A 23,547-nucleotide genomic window follows, 5' to 3' on the forward strand; every position below is an offset into this window, starting at 1 on the left:
CTGCCGCCCTGCCCGCCGCGCGCGCGTGCCGCCGTCGCCTCCCTCACCCCGGGCCGCAGCGACGCCTGGATCGCCCGCGCCGCCGCACAGGGCACCCGCGTCTTCGGCGACGTCGGCTGGGACGACACCGGCGCCTGGGACCTGACCGCGCTGCCCGACCTGCGGTACTGCGAGGCCTTCCTGCCCAACGCCGAGGAGGCCATGCGCTACACCGGCACCCCCAGCCCCCGCGCCGCCGCGCACGCCCTCACCGAGCATGTGCCCGTCGCCGTCGTCACCCTCGGCGCGGACGGGGCGTACGCCGTGGACCGGCGCACGGGTGAGAGCGCCGAGGTGCCCGCCATCGCCGTCGAGGCGCTCGACCCGACCGGCGCCGGGGACGTCTTCGTCGCCGGCTTCGTCACCGGCAGCCTGGCCGGCTGGCCGCTCGCCGACCGCCTCGCCTTCGCCGGCCTGACCGCGGCCCTCTCCGTCCAGGAGTTCGGCGGCTCCCTGTCGGCACCCGGCTGGTCGGAGATCGCCGCCTGGTGGCGCGAGGTCCAGTCCGTACGGGGCCAGGACCCGGCCGCCCTGAGACGGTACGCGTTCCTGGCGGACCTGGTCCCCGACGACCTGATCCGCCCCTGGCCCCTGCGCCGGGCGGTCCCGACGATCGGCTTCGGCCGGTCGGTCTGACCGGGCGACGGTTCTTCCGCGGCCCTGCCCCCTGCGGCCGTCACCACGGCCGCAGGCCGCCGCCCCCGGCGCCTTTGAAAGCCCCTCCGTCACTCCTCGCGCACCGGCCCGCAACCACCCCGCTGTGAAAAGGCCTACGGGGTTGTCACCCCCGCGTCGTACCCTGGGAGTCGCGAGGCCGCCCCTCAGCTGCGCGGCCCTGACGAGGAGGAATCGCAGGCCTTCAGCGCCGGCCCATGACTCAGACACCCACAGCTCACACCCCCGCGCAGGAACAGGCGAGAGTGCAACTCACCGTTCCGGCCCAGCACCCCATGGTGACCGTGCTGGGTTCCGGCGACTCCCTGCTCCGCGTGATCGAGAAGGCCTTCCCGGGGGCCGACATCCATGTCCGGGGCAATGAGATCAGCGCGGTCGGCGATGCCACGGAAGTCGCCCTCGTCTCGCGGATGTTCGACGAGATGATGCTGGTGCTCCGCACCGGGCAGCCGATGACGGAGGATGCGGTGGAACGTTCGATCGCGATGCTGAAGGCGAGCGAGAACGGGGAGAGCGACGGCCAGGAGACCCCGGCCCAGGTGCTCACCCAGAACATCCTGTCCTCGCGAGGCCGCACGATCCGCCCCAAGACGCTCAACCAGAAGCGCTATGTGGACGCGATCGACAAGCACACCATCGTCTTCGGCATAGGCCCCGCCGGCACCGGCAAGACCTACCTCGCCATGGCCAAGGCGGTGCAGGCCCTGCAGTCCAAGCAGGTCAACCGCATCATCCTGACCCGTCCCGCGGTCGAGGCCGGAGAGCGCCTGGGCTTCCTGCCCGGCACCCTCTACGAGAAGATCGACCCGTACCTGCGTCCGCTCTACGACGCCCTGCACGACATGCTCGACCCCGACTCCATCCCCCGCCTGATGGCGGCCGGGACCATCGAGGTCGCGCCGCTGGCCTACATGCGCGGCCGGACGCTCAACGACGCCTTCATCATCCTGGACGAGGCGCAGAACACCAGCGCCGAGCAGATGAAGATGTTCCTCACCCGGCTCGGATTCGACTCGAAGATCGTCATCACGGGTGACGTCACCCAGGTCGACCTGCCGAGCGGCACCAAGTCCGGTCTGCGGCAGGTGCAGGACATCCTGGAGGGCCTCGAGGACGTCCACTTCTCCCGGCTGTCGTCGCAGGACGTGGTACGCCACCGGCTGGTGGGCCGTATCGTCGACGCGTACGAGCAGTACGACAGCGAGCACGGCACCGATAACGGCACGCACAAGAGCGGCCGGGGCAGGTCCGGGCACAAGGGGAAGTAGACCGAGCAGCAGATGTCGATCGACGTCAACAACGAGTCCGGAACCGAGGTCGACGAGCAGGCGGTCCTCGACATCGCCCGCTACGCGCTCGCGCGGATGCGCATCCACCCGCTCTCCGAGCTCTCGGTGATCGTGGTGGACGCCGCCGCCATGGAAGAGCTCCACATCCAGTGGATGGACCTGCCGGGGCCGACGGACGTCATGTCGTTCCCGATGGACGAGCTGCGGCCGCCCACGAAGGACGAGGCCGAACCCCCGCAGGGGCTGCTCGGCGACATCGTGCTGTGCCCCGAGGTCGCCGCCAGGCAGGGCGCCGAGGCGCAGACGCAGCACACCATGGACGAGGAGCTCCAGCTGCTCACCGTCCACGGTGTGCTGCACCTGCTGGGCTTCGACCACGAGGAGCCCGACGAGAAGGCCGAGATGTTCGGCCTCCAGGCCGCCATCGTCGACGGCTGGCGCGCGGAGAAGGGCATCAGCGGCCCGTCCCCCGCCCCGACCGTGTCATGAGTCCGCACCTCGTCCTCGGCGCGATCGCCCTGGTCGTCGTCGCCTGGCTGTTCGCCTGCGCGGAGGCGGGCATAGCCAGGATCTCCACCTTCCGGGCCGAGGAGGCCGTGCGCTCCGACCGCCGGGGCAGCGCACGGCTGGCCAGGATCGCCGCCGACCCCACCCGCTACCTCAACGTGGCGCTGCTGGTCCGCGTCGGCTGCGAGATGGCCGCCGCCGCGCTGGTCACCTACGCCTGCCTGCGCCAGTTCGACGGCACCGTCGAGGCCCTGCTGATCGCCATCGCGGTCATGGTCCTCGTCTCCTACGTCGCCGTCGGCGTCTCACCGCGCACCATCGGCCGCCAGCACCCCATGAACACGGCCACGGCCGCGGCGTACGTCCTGCTGCCGCTCGCCCGGATCATGGGCCCGATCCCGAGTCTGCTGATCCTCATCGGCAACGCGCTCACCCCCGGCAAGGGCTTCCGGCGCGGCCCCTTCGCCTCGGAGGCGGAACTGCGCGCGCTGGTCGACCTCGCCGAACAGGAGTCCCTGATCGAGGACGAGGAGCGCCGCATGGTGCACTCCGTCTTCGAACTGGGCGACACCCTCGTCCGGGAGGTCATGGTCCCGCGCACGGACCTCGTGGTGATCGAGCGCTACAAGACCATCCGGCAGACCCTCACCCTCGCCCTGCGCTCCGGTTTCTCCCGGATGCCGGTGACCGGCGAGAACGAGGACGACGTGGTCGGCATCGTGTACCTGAAGGACCTGGCCCGCAAGACGCACATCAACCGGGACGCGGAGAGCGAGCTGGTGTCCACGGCGATGCGGCCCGCGTACTTCGTGCCCGACACCAAGAACGTCGGTGACCTGCTGCGCGAGATGCAGAAGGAACACAACCACGTCGCCGTCGTCATCGACGAGTACGGCGGTACCGCCGGCATCGTCACCATCGAGGACATCCTCGAGGAGATCGTCGGCGAGATCACCGACGAGTACGACCGTGAGATCGCGCCGGTGGAGGAACTGGACGAGGACCGCTACCGGGTCACCGCCCGCCTCGACATCACCGACCTCGGCGAGCTGTACGGCCTGGAGGAGTACGACGACGAGGACGTGGAGACCGTCGGTGGACTGCTCGCCAAGCGGCTCGGCCGGGTGCCGATCGCGGGCGCGTCCGCGGTGGTCGACCTTCCCGACGAGCGCCGGCTGCGGCTGACGGCGGAGGCGGCGGCCGGCCGTCGGAACAAGATCGTCACCGTGCTGGTGGAGCCGGTCGGCCCCGAGGACCCGGGGGAGTCGAACGACCCGTCCCGGGACGAGGCGGAGGAGAAAGCGCAGGAGCGGTCGGCATGACCCCGGTGGAGCTGCGCGCCCTCTGCCTCTCCTTCGAGGCGGTTGTGGAGGACTTCCCGTTCAACCCGGAGACCTCGGTCTTCAAGGTCCGGGGCAAGCTCTTCGCCCTGACGAACCTGGACGCACGGCCCCTGAAGGCCAACCTCAAGTGCGATCCGCAGGACGCGGTCCGGCTCCGCGCCGGGCATCCCGGGCTGATCGTCCCCGGCTGGCACATGAACAAACGGCACTGGAACACGGTGACCGTCGACGGCGGCCTCCCGGACCGGCTGGTCCGGGAACTGGTCGAGGACTCCTACGACCTGGTCGTCGCCGGCCTGCCGCGCGCCGAACGCCTCCGTCTCGACCGTCCGTGAGGCGTTGAAGCGCGCTCCCTGGGCACGGCGCCGCGACCCCGGCCCCGGCCCCGGCGTTGCGCGGCGCCGCGAGCGGCCCTGGGGCAGGCTCGCGGGCCCGCGCTCCGTATGCTCGGGGCCATGACCGACAGCAGCGCGCTCGACCCCGAGGACCTCAAGATCGTCACCCTGGCCCGTTCCGCGCGGGCCCGCAACGGTGTGCCCGAGGGGGCCGCCGTACGGGACGAGAACGGCCGGACCTATGTCGCCGGGACCGTGGCCCTGGACTCCCTGAAGCTGACCGCCCTGCAGACGGCGGTGGCGATGGCGGTGGCGTCCGGGGCGAAGTCGCTGGAGGCGGCGGCCGTGGTGACGGACGCCGGTTCGGTGCCGGACACGGACCGCGCGGCGGTACGGGACCTCGGCGGCCCCGGGACCCCGGTGCTCCTGGCCGCCCCGGACGGAACGGTCCTGGAGACGTCGCCCGCGGGGTGACCCCCGAGAGCCCTCCGACAGATCTCTCGAGAACCGCCGGGAACCGTCGAGAGCCGTCGAGAACCCCCGGATGTTACCGAGGGTAAATGGGCCGGAATTCCACCTTGCCGCCCCCTGCCTCCCGCGCATCAATGGAACCGTTGTTCCCGACGGACCGTCAGACGCGGTCCGTCGCTCCCCTGACCCGCGCAGCGTGAGGACCGCTCTCCCTGCCGGGCGTTTCCCCCCACGGAAAGGGAACCGGACTCCATGAGAGGTACACGAATCGGCACCGGCGCGTCCCTGGTCGCCGCCGTGGCGGCCTGCGGGCTCGCCTTCGCCCCCTCCGCCGCCGCCGTCGCCCCCGGGGCGGCGACCGTCAACGCCGACTGCGGAAGCTGGGGCGGTGGCGACGCCACCCTCACGGCCACCCAGAGCGGCACGTCCGCCACCATCACCATCAACACCTCCGCGGTCACCGCGCCCCTCGCGATCAGCAAGGACTCGCTCGTCTCGCAGCTCACCCTGGTCAAGGCCGGCGGCGGCACCACCGTCTTCAAGGGCACCAAGAACCCGGCCATGGCGACCGGGGACGCCCTCGAGGTCGGCCCGCTCTCCGGGACCGTGGCGTCCGGCGACAGCCTGGAGGCGTTCGGCGGCACGCTGAAGGTGACCGCGTTCGGCTTCATCACCATCACATGCACGGCGCAGGGCCCGCAGTCCCCGGGCCCGTTCGTCTTCGACTGATCCAGGCCTCGCCCCCCACTCGAGGCCTGGACGGCCACGGCTCGATCGCTGCTTGATCCTGCTGTCTCCCGGGCCGGGCATCTCACGGGGTGCCCGGCCCTCGGGCCCGGCGCGGGCGGGTGGTACGGCGGGACTCCGGGGATCAGGGAGAATGGGCGGCATGAGTGTTCGTACCCAGTCATCCGAGCAGCCCGCCGAAGCAGTCCACCGGGCCGGCTTCGCCTGCTTCGTGGGCCGCCCCAATGCGGGCAAGTCCACCCTCACGAACGCTCTGGTCGGGCAGAAGGTGGCGATCACCTCCAACCGGCCGCAGACGACCCGGCACACCGTGCGCGGCATCGTCCACCGTCCCGAGGCGCAGCTGATCCTCGTCGACACCCCCGGCCTGCACAAGCCGCGCACGCTGCTCGGCGAGCGGCTGAACGACGTGGTCCGCACCACCTGGGCCGAGGTCGACGCGATCGGCTTCTGCATCCCCGCGGACCAGAAGATCGGCCCCGGCGACCGCTTCATCGCCAAGGAACTGGCCGGGATCAAGAAGACCCCGAAGGTCGCCATCGTCACCAAGACCGACCTGGTGGACGGCAAGGCGCTCGCCGAGCAGCTGATCGCCGTCGATCTGCTGGGCAAGGAGCTCGGGATCACCTGGGCGGAGATCGTCCCGGTGTCGGCGACCGCGAACCAGCAGGTCGACCTGCTGGCCGACCTCCTCGTCCCGCTGATGCCCGAGGGCCCCGCCCTCTACCCCGAGGGCGACCTGACCGACGAGCCCGAGCTGGTCATGGTGGCCGAGCTGATCCGCGAGGCCGCCCTGGAGGGTGTCCGCGACGAACTGCCGCACTCCATCGCCGTGGTCGTGGAGGAGATGCTCCCCCGCGAGGACCGCCCCGCCGACAAGCCTCTCCTCGACATCCACGCCAACCTCTACATCGAGCGCACCAGCCAGAAGGGCATCGTCATCGGCCCCAAGGGCAAGCGCCTGAAGGACGTCGGCATCAAGTCGCGCAAGCAGATCGAGGCCCTGCTCGGCACCCCCGTCTTCCTCGACCTCCACGTCAAGGTCGCCAAGGACTGGCAGCGGGACCCGAAGCAGCTGCGGAAGCTGGGGTTCTGACGCGCGGCGGTAGCCGCATGTCGATGCGGCCTCGGCCTCCGCGTCAAGGCCTCCGCGTCAAGGTCGCCAAGGACTGGCAGCGGGACCCGAAGCAGCTGCGGAAGCTGGGGTTCTGACGCGCGGCGGTAGCCGCATGTCGATGCGGCCTCGGCCTCCGCGTCAAGGCCTCCGCGTCAAGGCCGCCGAGGACTGGCAGCGGGACCCGAAGCAGCTGCGCCGCCCGGGCCCCTGAAGCCGTCCCGGGTGCGGGGACCGGGGCGGCTTCAGGTGCCGGACGGGTTCCGGCGCCGGTGCTGCTCGGCCAGCACCTCGCGCAGCCAGCCGTAGGACGACTTCGGTGTGCGCCGCCGGGTCTCGAAGTCCACGTGGACCAGGCCGAAGCGGCGGGCGTACCCCTCCGCCCACTCGAAGTTGTCCATCAGGGACCACACGAAGTAGCCGCGTACGTCCACGCCCGCCTCCATCGCCCGGTGCAGGGCCCGGATGTGGCCGTCGAGGTAGGTGATGCGGGCCCGGTCGTCGACGCCCTCGTAGGAGCAGCCGTTCTCGGTGATGACGACCGGGGGGAGCCGGTCGCCGTAGCGGGCGTGGAAGGCGGTGAGGAGTTCGGTCAGGGCCCCGGGGACCACCGGCCAGCCGAAGTCCGTCACCGGGTACCCCTCGATCTCCCTTACTGAGAAGGGGAGTTCGGCCGGCATCCGGACACCGCCGAAGTCGATCTCCGTACCCTGGGGGGCGCCCACCCGGGTCGGCGCGTAGTAGTTGACGCCGTACCAGTCGACCGGTTCCGCGATGATCCTCAGGTCCGCCTCGACATCGCCCGGCATCAGGTCGCCGAGGCCGTCCGGGTAGCGGCCGAGCAGCACGGGGTCGGCGAACAGGCGGTTCAGGAGCGTGTCGTAGAAGTCCGCCGCCGCCACGTCCGCCGGGTCGGGGGAGGCCGGCCAGGTCGGACCGTGGGAGTTGGCGATCCCGATGCCACCGGCACCGGCCGCGCGCAGGGCGCGTACCGCCAGCCCGTGCGCGAGGAGCTGGTGGTGCGCCACCGGCAACGCGTCGAAGAGCAGCCGCCGGCCGGGGGCGTGGACGCCCAGCGCGTGGCCCAGCAGGGTGTGCTCGGCGGGTTCGTTGAGGGTGATCCAACGCTCCACGCGGTCGCCGAGCCGGCCGGCGACCTCACCGACGTACTCCGCGAACCGCTCCGCGGTGCCGCGTTCCAGCCAGTCCAGACCGGCCGGCAGATCCCAGTGGAACAGCGTCGGCACCGGCCGTACGCCCGCCGCGCACAGCTCGTCGACCAAACGGTCGTAGAAGTCCAGCCCGCCCCGCGCGCGCACCCGGGGCCAGGAGACGGAGAAGCGGTACGCGTCCACGCCCAGTCCGGCCAGGAGTGCCACGTCCTCGCGGTACCGGTGCACGTGGTCGCAGGCCACCGCCGCCGTCGAACCGTCCCGCACCCGGCCCGGTTCGGCCGTGAACACGTCCCACACGGACGGTTCGCGTGCGTCCACCGCGCCCTCGATCTGGTGCGCCGAGGTCGACACGCCCCACAGGAAGCCGTCCGGGAAGCGGGGGATCGGGTTCGTCGTCGCCATGGGGTGGATCATCCGCACCGGCGGCGAGGGAAGTCAACGCCCGCGCGGGGCCGGGACCGCCGGTGCCCGTGCGGGCACCGGCGGCCAACAGCCCTACGGGAAAGGGAGGTTACGCCCCCTCCTTGAGCACTCTGCTGATCAGCGCGCGCTGTTCCTCGGTCAGCCGGGGGTCGGCGCAGTACACCGACCTCCCGTCCACCGTGATCCGGTAACTGAAGCCGTCCGGGACCCCGGCGGGCGGTGTGCCCCGGCCGGCGGTGACGGCCCGTTCGGCCAGGGCGTGCCACTCGCCGGCGTCGGCCCGGCCCGAGGTGTCCACCTCGGCCTGCCGCTCGATCCCCGCGAAGCCGCCCGTACGCCGCACCTGAATTCGCATGGTTCCTGTCTAGTACGGGAACGGGCCCGCAGCCCACCCCGGCGCTGCCGCGGGCCGCCCCGGCGCTCCTCCGGTCCCTGCCGGCGTCACAGGGTCGGCACCCCCACCCGCTCCCACGCCTTCGACACCGCCAGCAGCTCCTCGCCCTCGCCGAACCGCTCCCGCGCCGCCTTCACCGTCAGCGTCGCGAAGTCCGTGAACTGCGCGTCCTCCACCAGTCCGCCGCCGGTCAGCACGTCGTACCAGACCTGCCCCGCCCGCTCCCAGGCGTTTCCGCCGAGGGCGGTGGCCGCCAGGTAGAAGGCGTGGTTGGGGATGCCGGAGTTGATGTGGACGCCGCCGTTGTCCCGGCCGGTGTGGACGTAGTCGTCCATCGTGGCGGGCTGCGGGTCCTTGCCCAGGACGTCGTCGTCGTACGCGGTGCCCGGCTCCTTCATCGAGCGCAGCGCCACCCCCGTCACCCGCGGGGCGAGCAGCCCGGCGCCGATCAGCCAGTCGGCGTCGGCGGCGGTCTGGCCCAGCGTGTACTGCTTGATGAGGGAGCCGAAGACGTCCGACACCGACTCGTTGAGCGCGCCGGACTGGCCGAAGTAGGCCAGGTTGGCGGTGTACTGCGTGACACCGTGCGCGAGTTCGTGGCCGATGACGTCGACGGGGATCGTGAAGTCGAGGAAGATCTCGCCGTCCCCGTCGCCGAACACCATCTGCTCGCCGTTCCAGAAGGCGTTGTTGTAGTCGCGGTCGTAGTGCACGGTCGCGATCAGCGGCAGGCCCGAGCCGTCGATCGAGTCGCGGGAGAAGGCCTCGAGGAACAGCTCGAAGGTGGCGCCGAGGCCCGCGTAGGCGCGGTTGACGGTGGCGTCCTTGCCGGGCTCCTGGCCCTCCCCGCGGACCTTCGCCCCCGGCAGCGCGGTGCGGTGCCGGGCGTCGTGGATCGTCCGGTGCGGCTTGCCGGACTCGGCCCCGGCGAGGGGCGCGACGGGCGCGGCGCCGACCACCGTGGTCAGGCGGCGCTGGGTGCGCTCGTAGGCGTCGCGCTGGAGGGTCCGGCGGGCGGGGCCGGCGAGCGCGGGGTCGTCGGCCTGCGCGAGCCGGTCCAGGACGTGCGGCGGGACGATGGTGCAGAAGACGGGCTCGAAGCCCCCGTTGGTCGTCATGCCCCGCACCATCGCACTGCGTCACGCGAATGTCACTATCAGCGACCGGATCCCCGGTCGCGACGGGTGAAATGTGCCACCAATCCCCGCGTAGGGACGCCTCCGAGTGGTATACGGCACTTTTTGTCCTCTTTCTCCCTCTGGTCCCGCATACTGATACGGACCCTCCCGCGAGAGTGCGTCTCGGTTAAGCTGCGCAGCATCATGCGTTTCGGGCTGCTTCTCCTTAGCTGCCGCGGCGAGGGCCTGTAGTCGAGGCCGACCCCCTCCCCGCGGAGTTTGGCGCTGCGCCGTCGGCCGTCCCTTCCGGATCCCACCGGATGACCGCGGACCATCGAGGAGCCCACGCATCATGGCGAACCGCCAGCAGCCCAGCCCCATGCCGATCCACAAGTACGGCCGCTACGAGCAGGTCGACATCCCCGACCGCACCTGGCCGGAAAAGCGGATCACCACCGCTCCCCGCTGGCTCTCCACCGATCTGCGCGACGGCAACCAGTCCCTGATCGACCCCATGTCGCCCGCCCGCAAGCGCGCGATGTTCGACCTGCTGGTCACGATGGGCTACAAGGAGATCGAGGTCGGCTTCCCGGCCTCCGGCCAGACCGACTTCGACTTCGTGCGCTCGATCATCGAGGAAGAGGGCGCGATCCCCGAGGACGTCACGATCTCCGTACTGACCCAGGCCCGCGAGGACCTGATCGAGCGGACCGTCGAGTCCCTGAAGGGCGCCCACCGCGCCACCGTCCACCTGTACAACGCGACCGCGCCGGTCTTCCGCCGGGTCGTCTTCCGCGGTTCCAGGGACGACATCAAGCAGATCGCCGTCGACGGCACCCGCCTGGTCGTGGAGTACGCGGAGAAGCTGCTGGGCCCCGAGACGCACTTCGGCTACCAGTACAGCCCCGAGATCTTCACCGACACCGAGCTGGACTTCGCGCTGGAGGTCTGCGAGGCGGTGATGGACGTCTACCAGCCGGGCCCGGGCCGCGAGATCATCCTGAACCTGCCGGCCACGGTGGAGCGCTCCACGCCGTCCACGCACGCCGACCGCTTCGAGTGGATGGGCCGCAACCTGTCCCGCCGCGAGCACGTCTGCCTGTCCATCCACCCGCACAACGACCGCGGTACGGCCGTGGCCGCCGCCGAGCTGTCCCTGATGGCCGGCGCCGACCGCGTCGAGGGCTGCCTGTTCGGGCAGGGCGAACGCACCGGCAACGTCGACCTGGTCACCCTGGGCATGAACCTGTTCTCCCAGGGCGTCGACCCGCAGATCGACTTCTCCGACATCGACGAGATCCGTCGTACGTGGGAGTACTGCAACCAGATGGACGTCCACCCGCGCCACCCGTACGTGGGCGACCTGGTCTACACGTCCTTCTCCGGCTCCCACCAGGACGCCATCAAGAAGGGCTTCGACGCCATGGAGGCCGACGCGAAGGCCAAGGGCGTCACCGTCGACGACATCGAGTGGGCGGTGCCGTACCTGCCCATCGACCCCAAGGACGTCGGCCGCTCCTACGAGGCCGTCATCCGGGTCAACTCGCAGTCCGGCAAGGGCGGCATCGCCTACGTCCTGAAGAACGACCACAAGCTGGACCTGCCCCGCCGGATGCAGATCGAGTTCTCGAAGATCATCCAGGCCAAGACGGACGCCGAGGGCGGCGAGGTCACCCCGGCCGACATCTGGTCGGTGTTCCAGGACGAGTACCTGCCCAACCCGGGCAACCCCTGGGGCCGCATCCAGGTCAAGAACGGCCAGTCCACCACCGACCGGGACGGCGTCGACACGCTCACCGTCGAGGCCGCCGTGGACGGCGTCGACACCGTGCTGACCGGCAGTGGCAACGGACCGATCTCCGCGTTCTTCGACGCCCTGCAGTCCATCGGCATCGACGTACGCCTGCTCGACTACCAGGAGCACACGATGAGCGAGGGCGCCTCCGCGCAGGCCGCCTCGTACATCGAGTGCGCCATCGGCGACAAGGTTCTGTGGGGCATCGGAATCGACGCGAACACCACGCGCGCCTCGCTGAAGGCGGTCGTCTCGGCCGTCAACCGGGCGGCCCGCTGAACAGCCGCTTCGAGGGGTTCGACGGCCCCGCCCGCCACTTCCGGCGGGCGGGGCCCCGTCGTTTACCGGCCACATCGGGTGGAGATCACGGAAAGGTCTCGTCCGAGGTGCTGACTCAACCTCACCCATGTGGCTAACATCACGGGGCACGGCGATGAGGCCGGGGCGATGCGGAGGTGCGACGTGCTGCCAGGACGGGGACCCGACGGCCGTGCCGCCGTCACCAGACTTTCGCGCCTGCTGGGCACCCGGACCGCGTGGACGGCCGTCGGCGACGGCGAGTTCTTCTGCCCCGGCTGCGGCGGCGACCGCAACTACCAGCGGCTGACCGGACAGCGCCGTTTCGCCCTCCTGGGCGTACCCCTGCTGCCCCGCGGCGCGACCGGCCCGGTCGTCGAATGCGCCGCCTGCCGCTGCCACTTCGGCACCGACGTCCTGGACCACCCCACCACCACCCGCTTCTCCGCGATGCTCCGCGACGCCGTGCACACCGTCGCCCTCGCGGTGCTGGCCGCGGGCGGCACCTGCGCGCGCGGTCCCCTGGAGACCGCCGTGACCGCCGTCCGCGCGGCCGGCTTCGACGACTGCACCCAGGACCAGCTGGCGGCCCTCGTCGAGGCGCTGGCCGCCGACACCGGCCGCTTCACCGGCGAGCCCTGCGCGGCGGGCCTCGCCATCGAACTGCACGAGGCCCTGGACCCGCTGGCCCCGCACCTCGCCGCCGCGGGCCGCGAATCGATCTTCCTCCAGGGTGCCCGCATCGCCCTCGCCGACGGCCCCTACACCCCCGCCGAACGCGACACGCTGTCCACCATCGGCACCGCCCTCACCATCTGCGCGACCGACGTGACCCGCCTGCTGACGGCGGCACGGACACCGTCCTGACCCTCCCCCGGGGGCCGGACCGGCTCCCGGCTCAGTGGAATCCGGTGAGTCCGAGGTGCATGATCAGGCGGTCCTGACCGGGACCGAAGTAGTCCCGGCGCAGCCCCCCGCCGGGCTGCTCGGGACGAAAGCCCAGGGACCGGTAGAGCAGGACGGCCGCGCGGTTGGCGGGTTCCACCGTCAGACGGACCTGTTCGATGCCGCTGTCGCGCAGCCGTGCCAGGACCGCCACCATCAGCTCCCGGCCCAGTCCGTGGCGGCGGCGCTCCTCGGCCACGCACAGGCCGAGGATCCAGCTCTCCCGGCTGAGCGCGGTGGTCGCGGCCAGGACGTAGCCGCGCAGGTGTCCCTCGCCGTCGTCGAGGACCAGGAGGTGCTCGGCGTACATGTCGTAGAGCTGACGGAACAGGAACGCGGGGTACGCGACCTCCTGGAAGACCGCCTCGTCGAGCCGCCGGAGCTCGGGCAGGTCGGATTCCTGTGCCGTCCGCAGGACCAGGGGCCGCGGGTCGGGGAACGGGTCCGGTTCCCTGAGGTACCCACGGCGGTCCAGGGCGTGCTCCAGCGGTTCGGCGGTCATGCAACCCCCAGTCGGGACGTGCGGAACGTTCGGATGCGCGGACATGCGGACGGCATGCGAACACGCAGCCGTCAATACCGGCAGCCCTGCGGATGCTCACCCGTGAGGATGAGGGACCCGGTGGCGGCCGGTTACTCCAACTCGCTACAGTGAGCGTCCAACTCACTGCGAGCAAGGGCGAGTTAAGGTTTGCCTGCGAAGTGCTGACGTGCGCCCGTCGTGCGCCTCTTCGTCCACGGCTGGCCGGTTCCCGGCTCTCCAGGTGTTCTGTACCGGTTTACCGTGCGAATACCGGCAGACTCTGCTCCACCTGCCGATGTCCGCGAGGACAGGCATACAGAGCGCAGGGTTTTGTCCGGTATTGACGGGAACAGGGAACACGACAGGGTGATGATGGATCGCAACGCCGACGCGCCGTGGGCGCAGTTCGATCCCGAGGTCTACGTCGACCTCAACTACCGCGTCCCGCTCGAAGTCGACCTGCTGATCGTGCGGTTGATGCGCGACTACTTCGGCAAGTGCTTCGCCGGAGGCGTCCCGGACCCGATGCGAGGTGTCGACGTCGGAGCCGGCGCGAACCTCTATCCGGGCCTGTCCATGCTCCCGTGGTGCGAGAAGATCGTCCTGCTCGAGTACGCGCAGCCGAACGTCGAGTACCTGGAGCGGCAGACGTCCCCCCAGGGCTACGACGAGGCCTGGGACGCGTTCTGGAACGAGCTGGGCGAGGCCCCCGCCTACGCCGCCGTCGAACCGAGGACCCGGTTCAGCGAGATCGTCCGCGTGGAGCGGGCCAACCTGCTCGACCTCGACGGACAGCGCCGCTGGGACATCGGGACGATGTTCTTCGTCGCGGACTCGATGTCCGAGTGCCCCGACGAATTCCGGCGGGGCGTACGGTGCTTCATGGACGCGCTGACCGAAGGAGCCCCCTTCGCCGCCGCGTTCATGAAGGAGTCGGTCGGCTACCAGGTCGGTGAACACCGGTATCCGGCCTACCGGGTGAACGAGGACCGGGTCCGGGAGAGCCTGGAGCCCTTCACCTCCGAGCTGGAAATCCACGATCTGCACCACATGGTGCGGCCGGGACACGAGGGAATCATCCTTGCCCTGGGACGGCGCAATTCGGAGATTGCGGTTCCCTAGGAACGGGGACCATGTCTGAACACAGGGCAACCAGATCTGTACGAGGGGTGCGGGGATGCAGATCAAGCCACGGCAGCATCTGCTGGACATCTGGCGGGCCGCGGCCCGCCATTCGTTCGACGACGGAAAGCTCGTCTGGGGGGACACCGACGGGCTGAGTTCCGTCGCGGACGCGGAGCGGCTGCTCTGCCTGCTGTACCCCGCCACCGAGGTCCCCGCGTTCCGTCTCGACCAACCGGACACCACCGAGCGGGACGTCCTGCGCGCGCTGGAGCGGGTCGGCAGCCGGCTCGAGATCCCGCCCAACCTGATCACCGTCCTGTCCCAGTTCATGCGCACCCACACCGGGCCGGACGACAGCCCCACCTTCTCCGGCGGGCACTACTTCAGGCCGACCGACCCGAAGCAGAAACTCACCCACGAACAAACCCAGTTGGGCGTCGTCGACGCCTACTCCATGTCCGTCACGCTGTGCCTGGCCACCCTGGGGTTCCTCAAGGTCTACGAGGAGAACACCACCCGGCCCGAGGTGCGCAGGTCGCTCGGCGAACTGAGAGAGGCCACCAACACCCGGCTCACCGCCGCGATGGTCAGCCTGCTGCGCTCCTTCACCGTCAACGTCTTCGACGCCGAGTCCGAACAGGGCCGGCGGCTGATCCAGGTCATCGGGCAGAACAAGCAGTCCGACCGGGCCGTGCTCCAGCAGTTCTCCCGCAAATTCCGCCCGCTGCGCGCCACGATCATCGAAAGCCTCAGCCGCGGCATCGAGGTCGACGAGAGCATCCGGGACGAGAGCCAGCTCTTCGAGTGCGGCTGGGCCTGGGGCGTGGTGAAGGACGCGCCGACCGTCGTCGACCTGGACGTCCCGGTCCCGGGCCAGCCCGACGGCATCGCCGACCGGCTGCCCTACGTGTACTTCACCGTCGTCGCCCTGGACGGCATCCAGGACCTGTTCTCCGAGCGCACCCTCACCCTGGGACTGCTCGACGAGGACCAGCAGAAGCTCGCCGAGGCGTTACGTCTGCGCTGGGAACTCAGCCAGCAGTACTGGTCGGCCATCGCCCGCTTCGGCACCGAGCGCTGGCCCCTGGAGGACCTCCCCTGGCAGACCACCGGTCTGCGGCTGGAGTCGGAGTACTTCTCCCTCACCGTGGCGGCCATCCTCGTCCACGACCTGATCCGCCGGAAGGCGACCGACGACGACCTCACCCGCACCGTCGCCATCATGGAACGCCTCGCCGACCGAGGCCGCGTCACCAGCCGGATGACCAGGAACGACCCCACCGTCCGGCTGCACCACCCGGGGGTCACCATGCCGCTCGCCGGGTCCGAGCGGTCCGGCGCGCCGCTGGAGTGGCGGATGACCGACTTCTCCGCCCAGCTGCTCAAGCGGATCATCCAGCTCGCGGCGCTCTCCCGGAACATCGAGGCGCAGGACCGCCTGATCCGCCTGGGCGAGCAGGCTTTCGAGCACCTGTGGAACCGGCGGATCGAGGGCGGCGAGGGAGCCGGCCTCTGGGACAACGCGGCGGCCGTCTTCCCGGACGCGGCCCTCGGCCGGCGCCTCTCCTGGAGCATCACCGAGCGCATCACCGAGTGCCTGGTCGCCGCCCGCAGCCTGTACGAGCAGCAGCCCATCCGCAGCCCCGAACTCGCCGAGCTGGCCCGCGAACTGCTCAGCGAGGCCGCCCACCTGTTCGGCAAGGAACAGCTGGAGGCCTCCGTCACCGCCGACGGCAGCCGGGGCCGGGCCATGCGCAGCATCGAGAGCCGCCTGGACCGCGCCCGCGACCTGGTCGACGAGCGGCCCGCCACCGCGTTCGCCCTCGCCCTGCCCGTGCTCCAGGAGCTCGACACCCTGGCCCAGGCCCGCGGCGCCGCCGCAGAGGAGATGTGAGCCGTGCTCGTCTTCGCCGCCTCCGACAAGGGAGGCACGGGCCGTTCGGTCACCAGCGCCAACCTGGCCTATCAGCGCGCCCTCACCGGTGACCACGTGGCCTACGTGGACTTCGACTTCGGCTCGCCCACGGCCGCCGCCGTCTTCGACGTACCGGGCGCGATGCGCGGCATCGCGGAACGGGGCCTGCACTCCTACCTGGAGGGCGAGGTCCCGGAACCGGCCAGGATCGACATCTGGCGGCAGACCGAGCACCCCCTGCTGCACGCCCGGCCGAACCAGTCCGGCCGCCTCGCCCTGCTCCCCGGCGACGCCGGCGGCGGCGAGTTCGTCACCGGCGAGGAGACCCTCGACCGGTGCGTCGACCTCCTGCTCAGGCTGAACGGCGAGTTCGACCTGACCATCGTGGACCTCAGCGCCGGGCGCAGCTACGCCGTGGACATGGTCCTGGCGGCGACCGCCCACCCCCGGATGCGCTACGTCCCCTTCCGCTGGCTCGTCTTCCACCGCTGGACCCGGCAGCACGTGATCGCCGCCGCCGGGCTGGTCCACAAGGAACACGGCATCATCAGGGGCGGCGTCGACCGCGGGCACGACGAGGAGGCCCTGCGCGGCGCCATCCGGTTCGTACGGGCCGCCGTGCCCGACCCCGACTCGCCGCTGTGGGCCCAGGGTTCGCCCGCCCAGGCCGCCTGGATGCAGGCCTGCGACGACGCCCTGCGCCGGCTCGCCGCGGAGCACCGCATCGGCGACAGCGTGGTGCTCGGCGCCGTACCGCTGGAACCCGTCCTGCAGTGGCGCGAGCAGCTGATCACCGAAGAGGACGTGCTCTCCACCCAGATCGCCAACAAGGAGACGCTCGAGGCGTTGGAGGAGATCGCGCGACGCCTGACCGACGACTCCTGCTGGGGGCGGCCATGACGGACGCAGTGTTCCGCGAGACCACCGCCGAACCGCGCACCCAGGCGGTGCCGCTGTCCCACCTCTCCCTGGAGCTGGGCCACCTCTACATGGAGGACTTCGAGGCCGGTCCGGAGCACCTGCGGCGGCACTTCGCGCAGGTACGGCCCTGGGCGGACGCGGCACGGGCCGCGGCGGCCGACCGGACGGGCGGCAAACGCCCCCGGATCAGCACCTGCTTCCTGATCGACGACTACTTCACCCGCTTCTCCAGCCCCGCCGAACTCGTCCCGCTACTGCTGGCGGAGGCGGACCGGGCCGGGCTGGCCGTCGACTACCTGGCACGCGAGTCCGGCTGCGCGGTCGCCGGCAAGGTGCCGGTCGCGGAAGCGGTGGCCGGCCGGCTCGTCGAGGAACCCCCGCCCGGCAGCTACGGCCTGCGCCCGCCGGCCGCGCAGACCGGCTGGCTGGCCAACGGGGAGCGCAGCCCCGTCGCGCGCGCCCCGCAGGCGATGAGGGAGGCCGCCGTCTGGCAGCCGCCCAAGGAGACCGCGTCCCGCCGCCACTCCGTCTTCCTGGACGTCGAACTCTGGAGCGACGCACCCGACGGGCAGCGCACCTGGTCCTGCCCCTTCCTCGCCGCGGTGTGGCAGCTCGCCCGCCTCGGGCTGCTGCGCACCGAGGGCGAGGCCGTCCTCGAACCCCAGCCGCACACCGCCGACGGCTTCCCCGAGGACTGGGACGAACTGCCCCCGCTGCTCCGGCTCAACCCCCGGGCGGACCCGTTCGCCGCGTACCGCACCTGCTCGGTGGTGCCCAACCGGTTCCTGCCCGTCGAGCACGCCGTCCGCGTCATCCTCGACCAGACCGAGGTGGACCCCGAGGCGCTGGGCCAGGCCGCCCGCCGGTCCGCCGGCGAGAAGGTGGCCGTCCCCGACTCGGTCGCCGACCGCGTCTCCTACGTCTTCTACGCGGGGCCGTGACATGGGGCCGGCGAAGACCGCACCGCGCGTCGTGCTCGCCTGCGGCGAGGTCCGCACCTCGCTGCTGCCGGCCCTCCAGGCCCTCGACAGCCGGGCCGCCGCCCAACTCCTCGGACTGCGCGCCGACGAACGCGTCCTGCTCTCCGAGCGCCCCAACCTCTACGGGCGCTCGCCCGACACCCTCACCGGCGTCGACTGCCCCCTGCCCAGCGCCAACGGCGCCCGGGTCCGCGTCGTCGGCACGGTCGCCGCACGGGCCGCGCTCACCGAGGGACGCCTGCTCCAGGCCTCCGCCTACTTCATGGTGCCCGCCACCGGCCCCGACCACCGGCGGCCGTGGGGCCACTACCTGGTACGGCCCGGCGTGGTCGAGCCGCTCGGGAAGCTGCCCCACGAGGCGGTGGCCGAGGGCGTGCTGAACGGCGGACGGCACGGCGATCTCGACGTCGGCCTGATCGCGGACGGACTGCACACCAGGCTGCTGCGCCACCCTCTGCTCGACCACCGGCCGCCCCTCAGGTCCCGCCCCACCCGGCTCCGCTGGGTGGCCCTGCCCGCGGAACCGGGCGCCGGCCCGTCGATCGAGCGTTTCACCCTCGCCGAGGACGAGCTGCGCACGGTACGGCTCCGGGTGCCCGAGGGCACCCCCGGCGAGGGGCTCGCCGGGCTCTGCGACGACCTCGCCCTGCACGACTGGCTGCTCACCACCGTGGTCCGCATCCTCGACGGCATCCGGCTGGGGGCCGGCGCCGGGGCGGCCGGAGCACCGCCGGCCCGGCAGCGGCCGAGGCAGCGTCCGGGGGCGGGCGAGGAGCTTCCCGCCGTGGTCAGGGCGCTGCGGCCCGCCGTCGACCATCTGCTGCACCTGTGGATGCCGCGGGCCCGGGTGACACAGGAGCTGGCACCGCTCTGGGACGCGCTGGAGGAACGGCCCGGCTTCACCCGGCAGTGGCAGACCCTCGTGCAGCGCATCCGCGACCAGCTCACCCTGCACGCGATCCCGTCCCCCCACCGGGAGACGGACATGGGTCCCTGACCGGACACCGGGCAACCGCCGGACCCGGCCCCAAGCACATTTCCGCACCCCGAACCGACGCGTATCCCAACGGGGGGAAGAGCGAGATGAGCACGGCACCATCACCTGAGTCCGAGGGCACCCAGCCCGAACCCGGCACGGCGGTTCCCGCGCAGGCGGGACCGCCGGACGACCCGGGCAGCACGGCGTTACCCCCTTCGGCGGCCGCACGCGACACGCCTGACGCGCCCGGCAAACCGGGCGGGCGGCCGGGCCCGGCCCCGTTCGCATGGCAGCGCCCGCTGCTGGCCGCCCTGGTCCTCGGCCTCCTCGCCTGGGGAGTCGTCGCGCTGCTGGCCCCGGACGCCGGTACGGGGCGGCAGCTCGCCGCCGCCGCGCTCTGCGCCGGTGCCGTCGTGGCCGTCCAGTACGTCCTCGGCCCGGACCGCGAGGCGCGGGAGTGGCGGACGCGGGAGAGGCAGGACAGGCACCGGCGGGAACGGGAGAGGCGGGCGGAGGGCGTCCTGACCGGGACCGCGACCGAGGTGGAGAACACCGTGCGGGACGGTCTCCAGCGGTACGACGACACCCTGAAGACCGGTCTCGCCCGGCACACCGAGGAGATGCGGACCGACCTGGGCCGGCACGCCGAGGACATGAAGCAGCTGGTCGAGAGCCGCTTCGCCCAGCTGGACCGGTCCCCGCAGCCCTACCCGCCGCTGGACCGGGTCCGCATGGACGGCGTACCCGAACTGGCCCAGCGTTTCGCCGACGTCCTGGCGCCCGGATCCCCGCTCCTCTACTCCTTCATCCGGCTGGAGATGCAGCGGGTGATCGAGCACATGTCGGCGCTCACCCGGCTGAGCGTGGAGAGCCACGGGGAGAACCACGACTGGATGCTCAGCCTCACCCACGTCGCGGAGCAGTCGATCTGCGCCATCAGTACGTCCGTCGACCGGGAGTTCTGGAACAGCGAGCCCGCCGGCCGCTACCTCGACGCGCAGAAGCAGGCGATCGAGGAGCACGGGGTGCCCGTACGGCGGCTGTTCCTGCTGGAGAGCGCCCGCGAACTCGACGACCGGCTGCTGCGGCTGTGCGACGAGCAGGAGGCGCTGCGCATCGAGGTGCGGGTGGCGGTCCTGCCCGAACTGCCGCCGCACATCCAGCGCGGCACCGCCAACGACTTCATCGTCTACGACGAGGAGGTCTCCTTCGAGATCGAGCAGGACCTGCGCGACGTCAACGTCCGAACCCGGCTCATCGCACGTCAGGACCATGTCCAGGACCAGATGAAGCGCTTCTGGAAACTCTGGGAGGCGGGGATGAGCATCCGCGAACTGGAGGTGCGGGTCGACGACGAGGAGGACGGCACCTGGATGGTCGACCGCACCTGAGCGGCCGCCCCGCCCCGCCCCTGATACTCCCCGGGGAGTAGGGACACGTGCGGGGCGGGAGCGGGGCGGTGCCCTGGGTGGCGGTCGGGCTGTGGCCGGCCGCGCTGGTGCTGGCCGGGCCGCTGGCGGGGAAGTTCGGCGAGGTGCGGCAGAACCGGGCCGTCGACTATCCGCCCGACAGCGCCGAGCACCCGGCCCGCCGAACTCCTCGACGCGATCCGCACCGTGGCCGCCGGTGAGGCACTGCTGTCACCCGGGCTCACGGCACGGCTGATCGCGCGGTTCCTGCGCAGTCCGAGGATGCCGGTGACGGCCGGTCCCGAGTGCCTGTCCGACCGTGAGCGGGAGGTGCTCGCGCTGGTCGCGCGCGGGCTCAACAACACTGAGATCGCCGAGGCGTTGGGGCTGAGCCCGCTCACGGCCAAGACCCACGTCAGCCGGATCATGGGCAAGCTCGCGGCCCACGGCCGGGCCTAACTGGTCATCGTGGCCTACGAGTCGGGACTGGTCGAGCCGGGGACACCGTGACGGACCGCTGAGCCGCAGGGGCGGGCGGCAGGAGTGGTCCGGCCGGGTGACGGGCGCGAAGTGGCTCCCGGTGACCGGCTGCCGAGGCGCCCATGCTGGTCACCGCGGCAGCGGACCGGAGACGCGCGCCGTCGGTCCCCTAACGGTGACCCGTGCCCCGGGACCTTCCGGTGGGAGCCGAGTGACCGAGGACTCGCGACCGGTGCCGTCACCCGAGACGATGGCGGACCGCCTCAAGGAACGCATCTACGCGACGATCACGATGATCTCCGTGGTCGTCGGACTCGCCGCGACCGATCCCGGAGCTCCCGGCGCCCTGGTCACGGTACTGACGACCGCTGTGGGCCTGTGGGCGGCCGCGTTCGTCGCGGACACTCAGGCGCACCGCGTGCTGCACGGCCGGTTCGCCCGGGGCAGGGAGCTGCGCCGGACGCTGTACGTCAGCAGCCCGCTCCTGTCCTGCGCCGTCGGGCCCGCCGTGATGATCGCCCTGGCCGCGCTGGGGGTCATGTCGTTGCCGGCCGCGTTGCAGACGGCGGCGGGCGTGGCGGTCGCAAGCCTGTTCCTGTGGGGGTGCGTCGGTGGCCTGCGGATGGGCGGCGGAACCGTCGTGGCGCTGCTGGCCGGTCTGGTCGACGCGGGGATCGGTGTGGCCGTCGCGGTGGTGAAGGCGACCGCCGGGCACTGAGGCCGTCCGGCCCGTTGCTTGGCCCGACATGGCCCGTGTCGGCGACGGCCTGAGAGCGCGCGGCGCGTTGCTCAGGCCGTCCCGTACGGCGGCGTCGCGCTCACAGCGCGTGCTGCAGCCAGCGCTGGATCGTGTCGTTGATGTTGCCGGGTAGGGCGCTGAGCCTGTCGATGGCCTCACGGTCCTCGGGGAGCGGCGGGATCCCGGCGGCGGTCAGGGCCGCGTGGAGTTCCAGCCGGCGCCGGTCCTGCGGGTCGATGGCGATGTCCAGCCGCTCCGGCGGGTGCGGCGGCGCGATCGGGAAGTCGCCGTAGGCGCTCCCGTCGAAGGCGTACGGGTCGACGTAGGTGTGGTGGGGGCCGTACTCGTACGAGGTGGCGGTCACGTCGGTCTCCAAAGAATTGCGGTTCTACCTCACAGGAGACCGCCTTGGAGCCTGCCACGGGAACAGCCCCGCCGAAACGTCACGCCAACGGCGTCATAGCCAGGTCATCCTCCGGTCGGACCAACCGCTCAGCGTAAAAGCGGGAGTTGGGAGGAGTTGGGGTGGCTGCGGGAGCACCCCGCAGCATGAACGGCTGCCCCATATTCGTACGCTTCCCTCCATATACCCACCAAGGCGTGAAACACTCCGCAACCGCACAACCGCGCAGCATCATCGCAGGTTGTACACCCGGACCGCACGCACCGGACGTGTTCCTGCGAGCGGTTACCCCCGGTCGGCGCACCCGCGGCCGACGGCACCTATGAACTCCGTCCAGGCCGCCGCGCCGACCACCAGCACGGGACCGGCGGTCATTTTGCTGTCCCGGACGGGGACGATGCCGGGGACTCCGTCGGCGACCGTGACGCATGCCTCTCCGCCGTCGCCGCCGCTGTACGTGCTCTTGCGCCAGCGGGCGGCGTCGGGGAAGTCGTACGCGACCTCGACGCAGTCTCCGCCGTTGCCGTCGCTGTGGCTGCTCTTGCGCCAGCGTGCCTTGCTCAGGTCGTACTCGCGCATCGTCTGAGGTCCTCCGCCGCGGATTCGATGAGGGTCAGGGAAGCCTCCGGTGGCAGTGCATCCGCCCTCAGCAGATCGTATGCCGATTGGGCTCGTAGTACCACGGCCGGATCGTCCAACAGGTTCCCCGAATACACGGCTTCTGTATAGGCGGTTGGTGGAGCGTCCTCGAACTCCATGAGCTTGAGTGAGCCGGTCATGACGGCGTACGGCCCAGCTGTGTACGGCAGCACCTGCACCAACACCGACCGCTCGCGCGCGAGCTCCGCGACGTGCTCCAGTTGCTCCGCCATGACCCCCGGTCCCCCCACCGGGATGCGCAGCACGTTCTCGTGCAGGATCGCCCAGTAGACCGGCCGTGTGGCGTCCTTGAGGAGCCGTCCTCGTTCGATGCGTCCCGATACCTTTTCGTCGACCGACTCCTCCGGCGCGAAGGGGTTCATGGCCAGCGTGACCGCCCGCGCATAGGCCGGTGTCTGCAGCAGTCCGGGAATCAGCGCCGGAGCGAACTCGCAGATCTTCGTTGCCAGCGTCTCCAGCTCCGCCGCCTTGGCGAAATAATCCGCATACCGGCGGTCGTCGATCAGCTTCCTGCACAGTCGCTCGAAAATACCGTCGGTTTGGAGTGTCTCGTCGATCCGCTGGGCCACGTCCAATTGAGGTTTCCGAATAGCCTGTTCGAATTGGCCGATGTAGCCCCCCGACACGAACACCCGCGCCCCCAGCTCCACCTGCGTGAACCCCGACTCCTCCCGGCGTCGCCTCAGTTCCGTGCCGAAGAACTCCCATGCCGCTTGGCGTGAACCGTTGGCCATTGCCGGCCCCTT

Annotated in this window: 25 protein-coding genes and 1 pseudogene; 19 read left to right on the top strand and 7 right to left on the bottom strand. The window is 71.2% G+C overall.

What is annotated here, in order from left to right; translation table 11 throughout:
* The 8 genes from AOK11_RS03915 to era all read left to right on the top strand — a co-directional run.
* On the top strand, positions 1-675 hold a 675-nt coding region (locus AOK11_RS03915; RefSeq protein WP_240497214.1), incomplete at its 5' end, for a carbohydrate kinase family protein.
* 236 nt (positions 676-911) lie between these two features.
* Complete coding sequence (locus AOK11_RS03920; RefSeq protein WP_055592210.1) at positions 912-1,982, top strand: PhoH family protein; 1,071 nt, start codon at positions 912-914, stop codon at positions 1,980-1,982.
* Between the two features lie 12 nt (positions 1,983-1,994).
* On the top strand, positions 1,995-2,492 hold the full coding sequence (gene ybeY / locus AOK11_RS03925; RefSeq protein WP_055592211.1) for an rRNA maturation RNase YbeY: 498 nt from the start codon (positions 1,995-1,997) through the stop codon (positions 2,490-2,492).
* On the top strand, positions 2,489-3,832 hold the full coding sequence (locus AOK11_RS03930; protein ID WP_055592212.1) for a hemolysin family protein: 1,344 nt from the start codon (positions 2,489-2,491) through the stop codon (positions 3,830-3,832). The genes ybeY and AOK11_RS03930 overlap by 4 nt, the downstream gene beginning before the upstream one ends.
* Positions 3,829-4,188, top strand: a complete 360-nt coding sequence (locus AOK11_RS03935; protein WP_055592213.1) for an MmcQ/YjbR family DNA-binding protein — start codon at positions 3,829-3,831, stop codon at positions 4,186-4,188. Before AOK11_RS03930 ends, AOK11_RS03935 begins: the two co-directional genes overlap by 4 nt.
* A 120-nt stretch (positions 4,189-4,308) precedes the next feature.
* Complete coding sequence (locus AOK11_RS03940) at positions 4,309-4,662, top strand: hypothetical protein (protein WP_055592246.1); 354 nt, start codon at positions 4,309-4,311, stop codon at positions 4,660-4,662.
* A gap of 249 nt (positions 4,663-4,911) precedes the next feature.
* On the top strand, positions 4,912-5,388 hold the full coding sequence (locus AOK11_RS03945; protein ID WP_055592214.1) for a hypothetical protein: 477 nt from the start codon (positions 4,912-4,914) through the stop codon (positions 5,386-5,388).
* Positions 5,389-5,548: 160 nt separating this feature from the next.
* Positions 5,549-6,502 carry a GTPase Era gene (era, locus tag AOK11_RS03950; protein WP_055592215.1) on the top strand — a complete coding sequence of 318 codons (954 nt, stop codon included), beginning with the start codon at positions 5,549-5,551 and terminating at the stop codon, positions 6,500-6,502.
* A gap of 263 nt (positions 6,503-6,765) precedes the next feature.
* On the opposite strand, the gene AOK11_RS03955 is transcribed toward era, so the two are convergent.
* The 3 genes from AOK11_RS03955 to AOK11_RS03965 all read right to left on the bottom strand — a co-directional run bounded on the left by AOK11_RS03955 (position 6,766) and on the right by AOK11_RS03965 (position 9,630).
* Positions 6,766-8,097, bottom strand: coding sequence for a GH1 family beta-glucosidase (locus AOK11_RS03955; protein WP_055592216.1), 1,332 nt, complete (start codon positions 8,095-8,097; stop codon positions 6,766-6,768).
* A 109-nt stretch (positions 8,098-8,206) separates the two neighbouring features.
* A complete protein-coding gene (locus tag AOK11_RS03960; protein WP_055592217.1) occupies positions 8,207-8,473 on the bottom strand; it encodes a protealysin inhibitor emfourin in 267 nt (88 codons plus the stop codon).
* A gap of 86 nt (positions 8,474-8,559) precedes the next feature.
* Positions 8,560-9,630, bottom strand: a complete 1,071-nt coding sequence (locus AOK11_RS03965) for a M4 family metallopeptidase (RefSeq protein ID WP_055592247.1) — start codon at positions 9,628-9,630, stop codon at positions 8,560-8,562.
* Between the two features lie 352 nt (positions 9,631-9,982).
* Here AOK11_RS03965 and leuA point away from each other — a divergent pair, with 352 nt between their 5' ends.
* Positions 9,983-11,704: a 2-isopropylmalate synthase gene (gene leuA, locus AOK11_RS03970; RefSeq protein WP_055592218.1), complete on the top strand. Its 1,722-nt coding sequence runs from the start codon at positions 9,983-9,985 to the stop codon at positions 11,702-11,704.
* 183 nt (positions 11,705-11,887) lie between these two features.
* Entirely contained in the window at positions 11,888-12,589 is a 702-nt protein-coding gene (locus AOK11_RS03975) for a TerB family tellurite resistance protein (RefSeq protein ID WP_055592248.1), read from the top strand.
* Between the two features lie 31 nt (positions 12,590-12,620).
* Here AOK11_RS03975 and AOK11_RS03980 read toward each other — a convergent pair whose 3' ends face one another.
* The gene (locus AOK11_RS03980; protein ID WP_055592219.1) at positions 12,621-13,169 is read right to left on the bottom strand and encodes a GNAT family N-acetyltransferase; all 549 of its coding nucleotides are present in this window, start codon (positions 13,167-13,169) and stop codon (positions 12,621-12,623) included.
* A gap of 390 nt (positions 13,170-13,559) precedes the next feature.
* On the opposite strand from AOK11_RS03980, the gene AOK11_RS03985 reads away from it, so the two are divergent.
* The 9 genes and pseudogenes from AOK11_RS03985 (at position 13,560) to AOK11_RS04020 (ending at position 21,717) form a co-directional block, all read left to right on the top strand.
* Positions 13,560-14,312 (top strand): SCO2525 family SAM-dependent methyltransferase, encoded by a 753-nt coding sequence (locus tag AOK11_RS03985; protein ID WP_055592220.1) that lies wholly within the window; start codon positions 13,560-13,562, stop codon positions 14,310-14,312.
* Between the two features lie 55 nt (positions 14,313-14,367).
* Positions 14,368-16,209, top strand: a complete 1,842-nt coding sequence (locus AOK11_RS03990; protein ID WP_055592221.1) for an SCO2524 family protein — start codon at positions 14,368-14,370, stop codon at positions 16,207-16,209.
* 3 nt (positions 16,210-16,212) lie between these two features.
* The gene (locus AOK11_RS03995; RefSeq protein ID WP_055592222.1) at positions 16,213-17,130 is read left to right on the top strand and encodes an SCO2523 family variant P-loop protein; all 918 of its coding nucleotides are present in this window, start codon (positions 16,213-16,215) and stop codon (positions 17,128-17,130) included.
* A complete protein-coding gene (locus tag AOK11_RS04000) occupies positions 17,127-18,092 on the top strand; it encodes an SCO2522 family protein (RefSeq protein WP_055592223.1) in 966 nt (321 codons plus the stop codon). The genes AOK11_RS03995 and AOK11_RS04000 overlap by 4 nt, the downstream gene beginning before the upstream one ends.
* 1 nt (position 18,093) lies before the next feature.
* Positions 18,094-19,128: an SCO2521 family protein gene (locus AOK11_RS04005; protein ID WP_055592224.1), complete on the top strand. Its 1,035-nt coding sequence runs from the start codon at positions 18,094-18,096 to the stop codon at positions 19,126-19,128.
* Positions 19,129-19,214: 86 nt separating this feature from the next.
* Positions 19,215-20,501 carry a hypothetical protein gene (locus tag AOK11_RS04010; protein ID WP_055592225.1) on the top strand — a complete coding sequence of 429 codons (1,287 nt, stop codon included), beginning with the start codon at positions 19,215-19,217 and terminating at the stop codon, positions 20,499-20,501.
* Between the two features lie 68 nt (positions 20,502-20,569).
* Entirely contained in the window at positions 20,570-20,740 is a 171-nt protein-coding gene (locus AOK11_RS42670; RefSeq protein WP_157869279.1) for a hypothetical protein, read from the top strand.
* A pseudogene (locus AOK11_RS04015) lies at positions 20,691-20,978 on the top strand (response regulator transcription factor); the annotation flags it as partial. The gene AOK11_RS42670 and the pseudogene AOK11_RS04015, both read left to right, overlap by 50 nt.
* Positions 20,979-21,231: 253 nt before the next feature.
* Entirely contained in the window at positions 21,232-21,717 is a 486-nt protein-coding gene (locus AOK11_RS04020) for a hypothetical protein (protein ID WP_240497215.1), read from the top strand.
* A gap of 100 nt (positions 21,718-21,817) precedes the next feature.
* Here the strand turns inward: AOK11_RS04020 and AOK11_RS04025 are convergent, their stop codons facing one another.
* The 3 genes from AOK11_RS04025 to AOK11_RS04035 all read right to left on the bottom strand — a co-directional run bounded on the left by AOK11_RS04025 (position 21,818) and on the right by AOK11_RS04035 (position 23,535).
* Positions 21,818-22,102 (bottom strand): hypothetical protein, encoded by a 285-nt coding sequence (locus AOK11_RS04025; RefSeq protein WP_055592250.1) that lies wholly within the window; start codon positions 22,100-22,102, stop codon positions 21,818-21,820.
* 324 nt (positions 22,103-22,426) lie between these two features.
* Positions 22,427-22,720, bottom strand: a complete 294-nt coding sequence (locus AOK11_RS04030) for a DUF397 domain-containing protein (protein ID WP_055592226.1) — start codon at positions 22,718-22,720, stop codon at positions 22,427-22,429.
* A complete protein-coding gene (locus AOK11_RS04035) occupies positions 22,702-23,535 on the bottom strand; it encodes a helix-turn-helix domain-containing protein (protein ID WP_055592227.1) in 834 nt (277 codons plus the stop codon). The genes AOK11_RS04030 and AOK11_RS04035 overlap by 19 nt, the downstream gene beginning before the upstream one ends.
* Between the last annotated feature and the right edge of the window lie 12 nt (positions 23,536-23,547).

It is taken from the genome of Streptomyces hirsutus, from assembly GCF_001418415.1.
Lineage (GTDB): Bacteria > Actinomycetota > Actinomycetes > Streptomycetales > Streptomycetaceae > Streptomyces > Streptomyces hirsutus.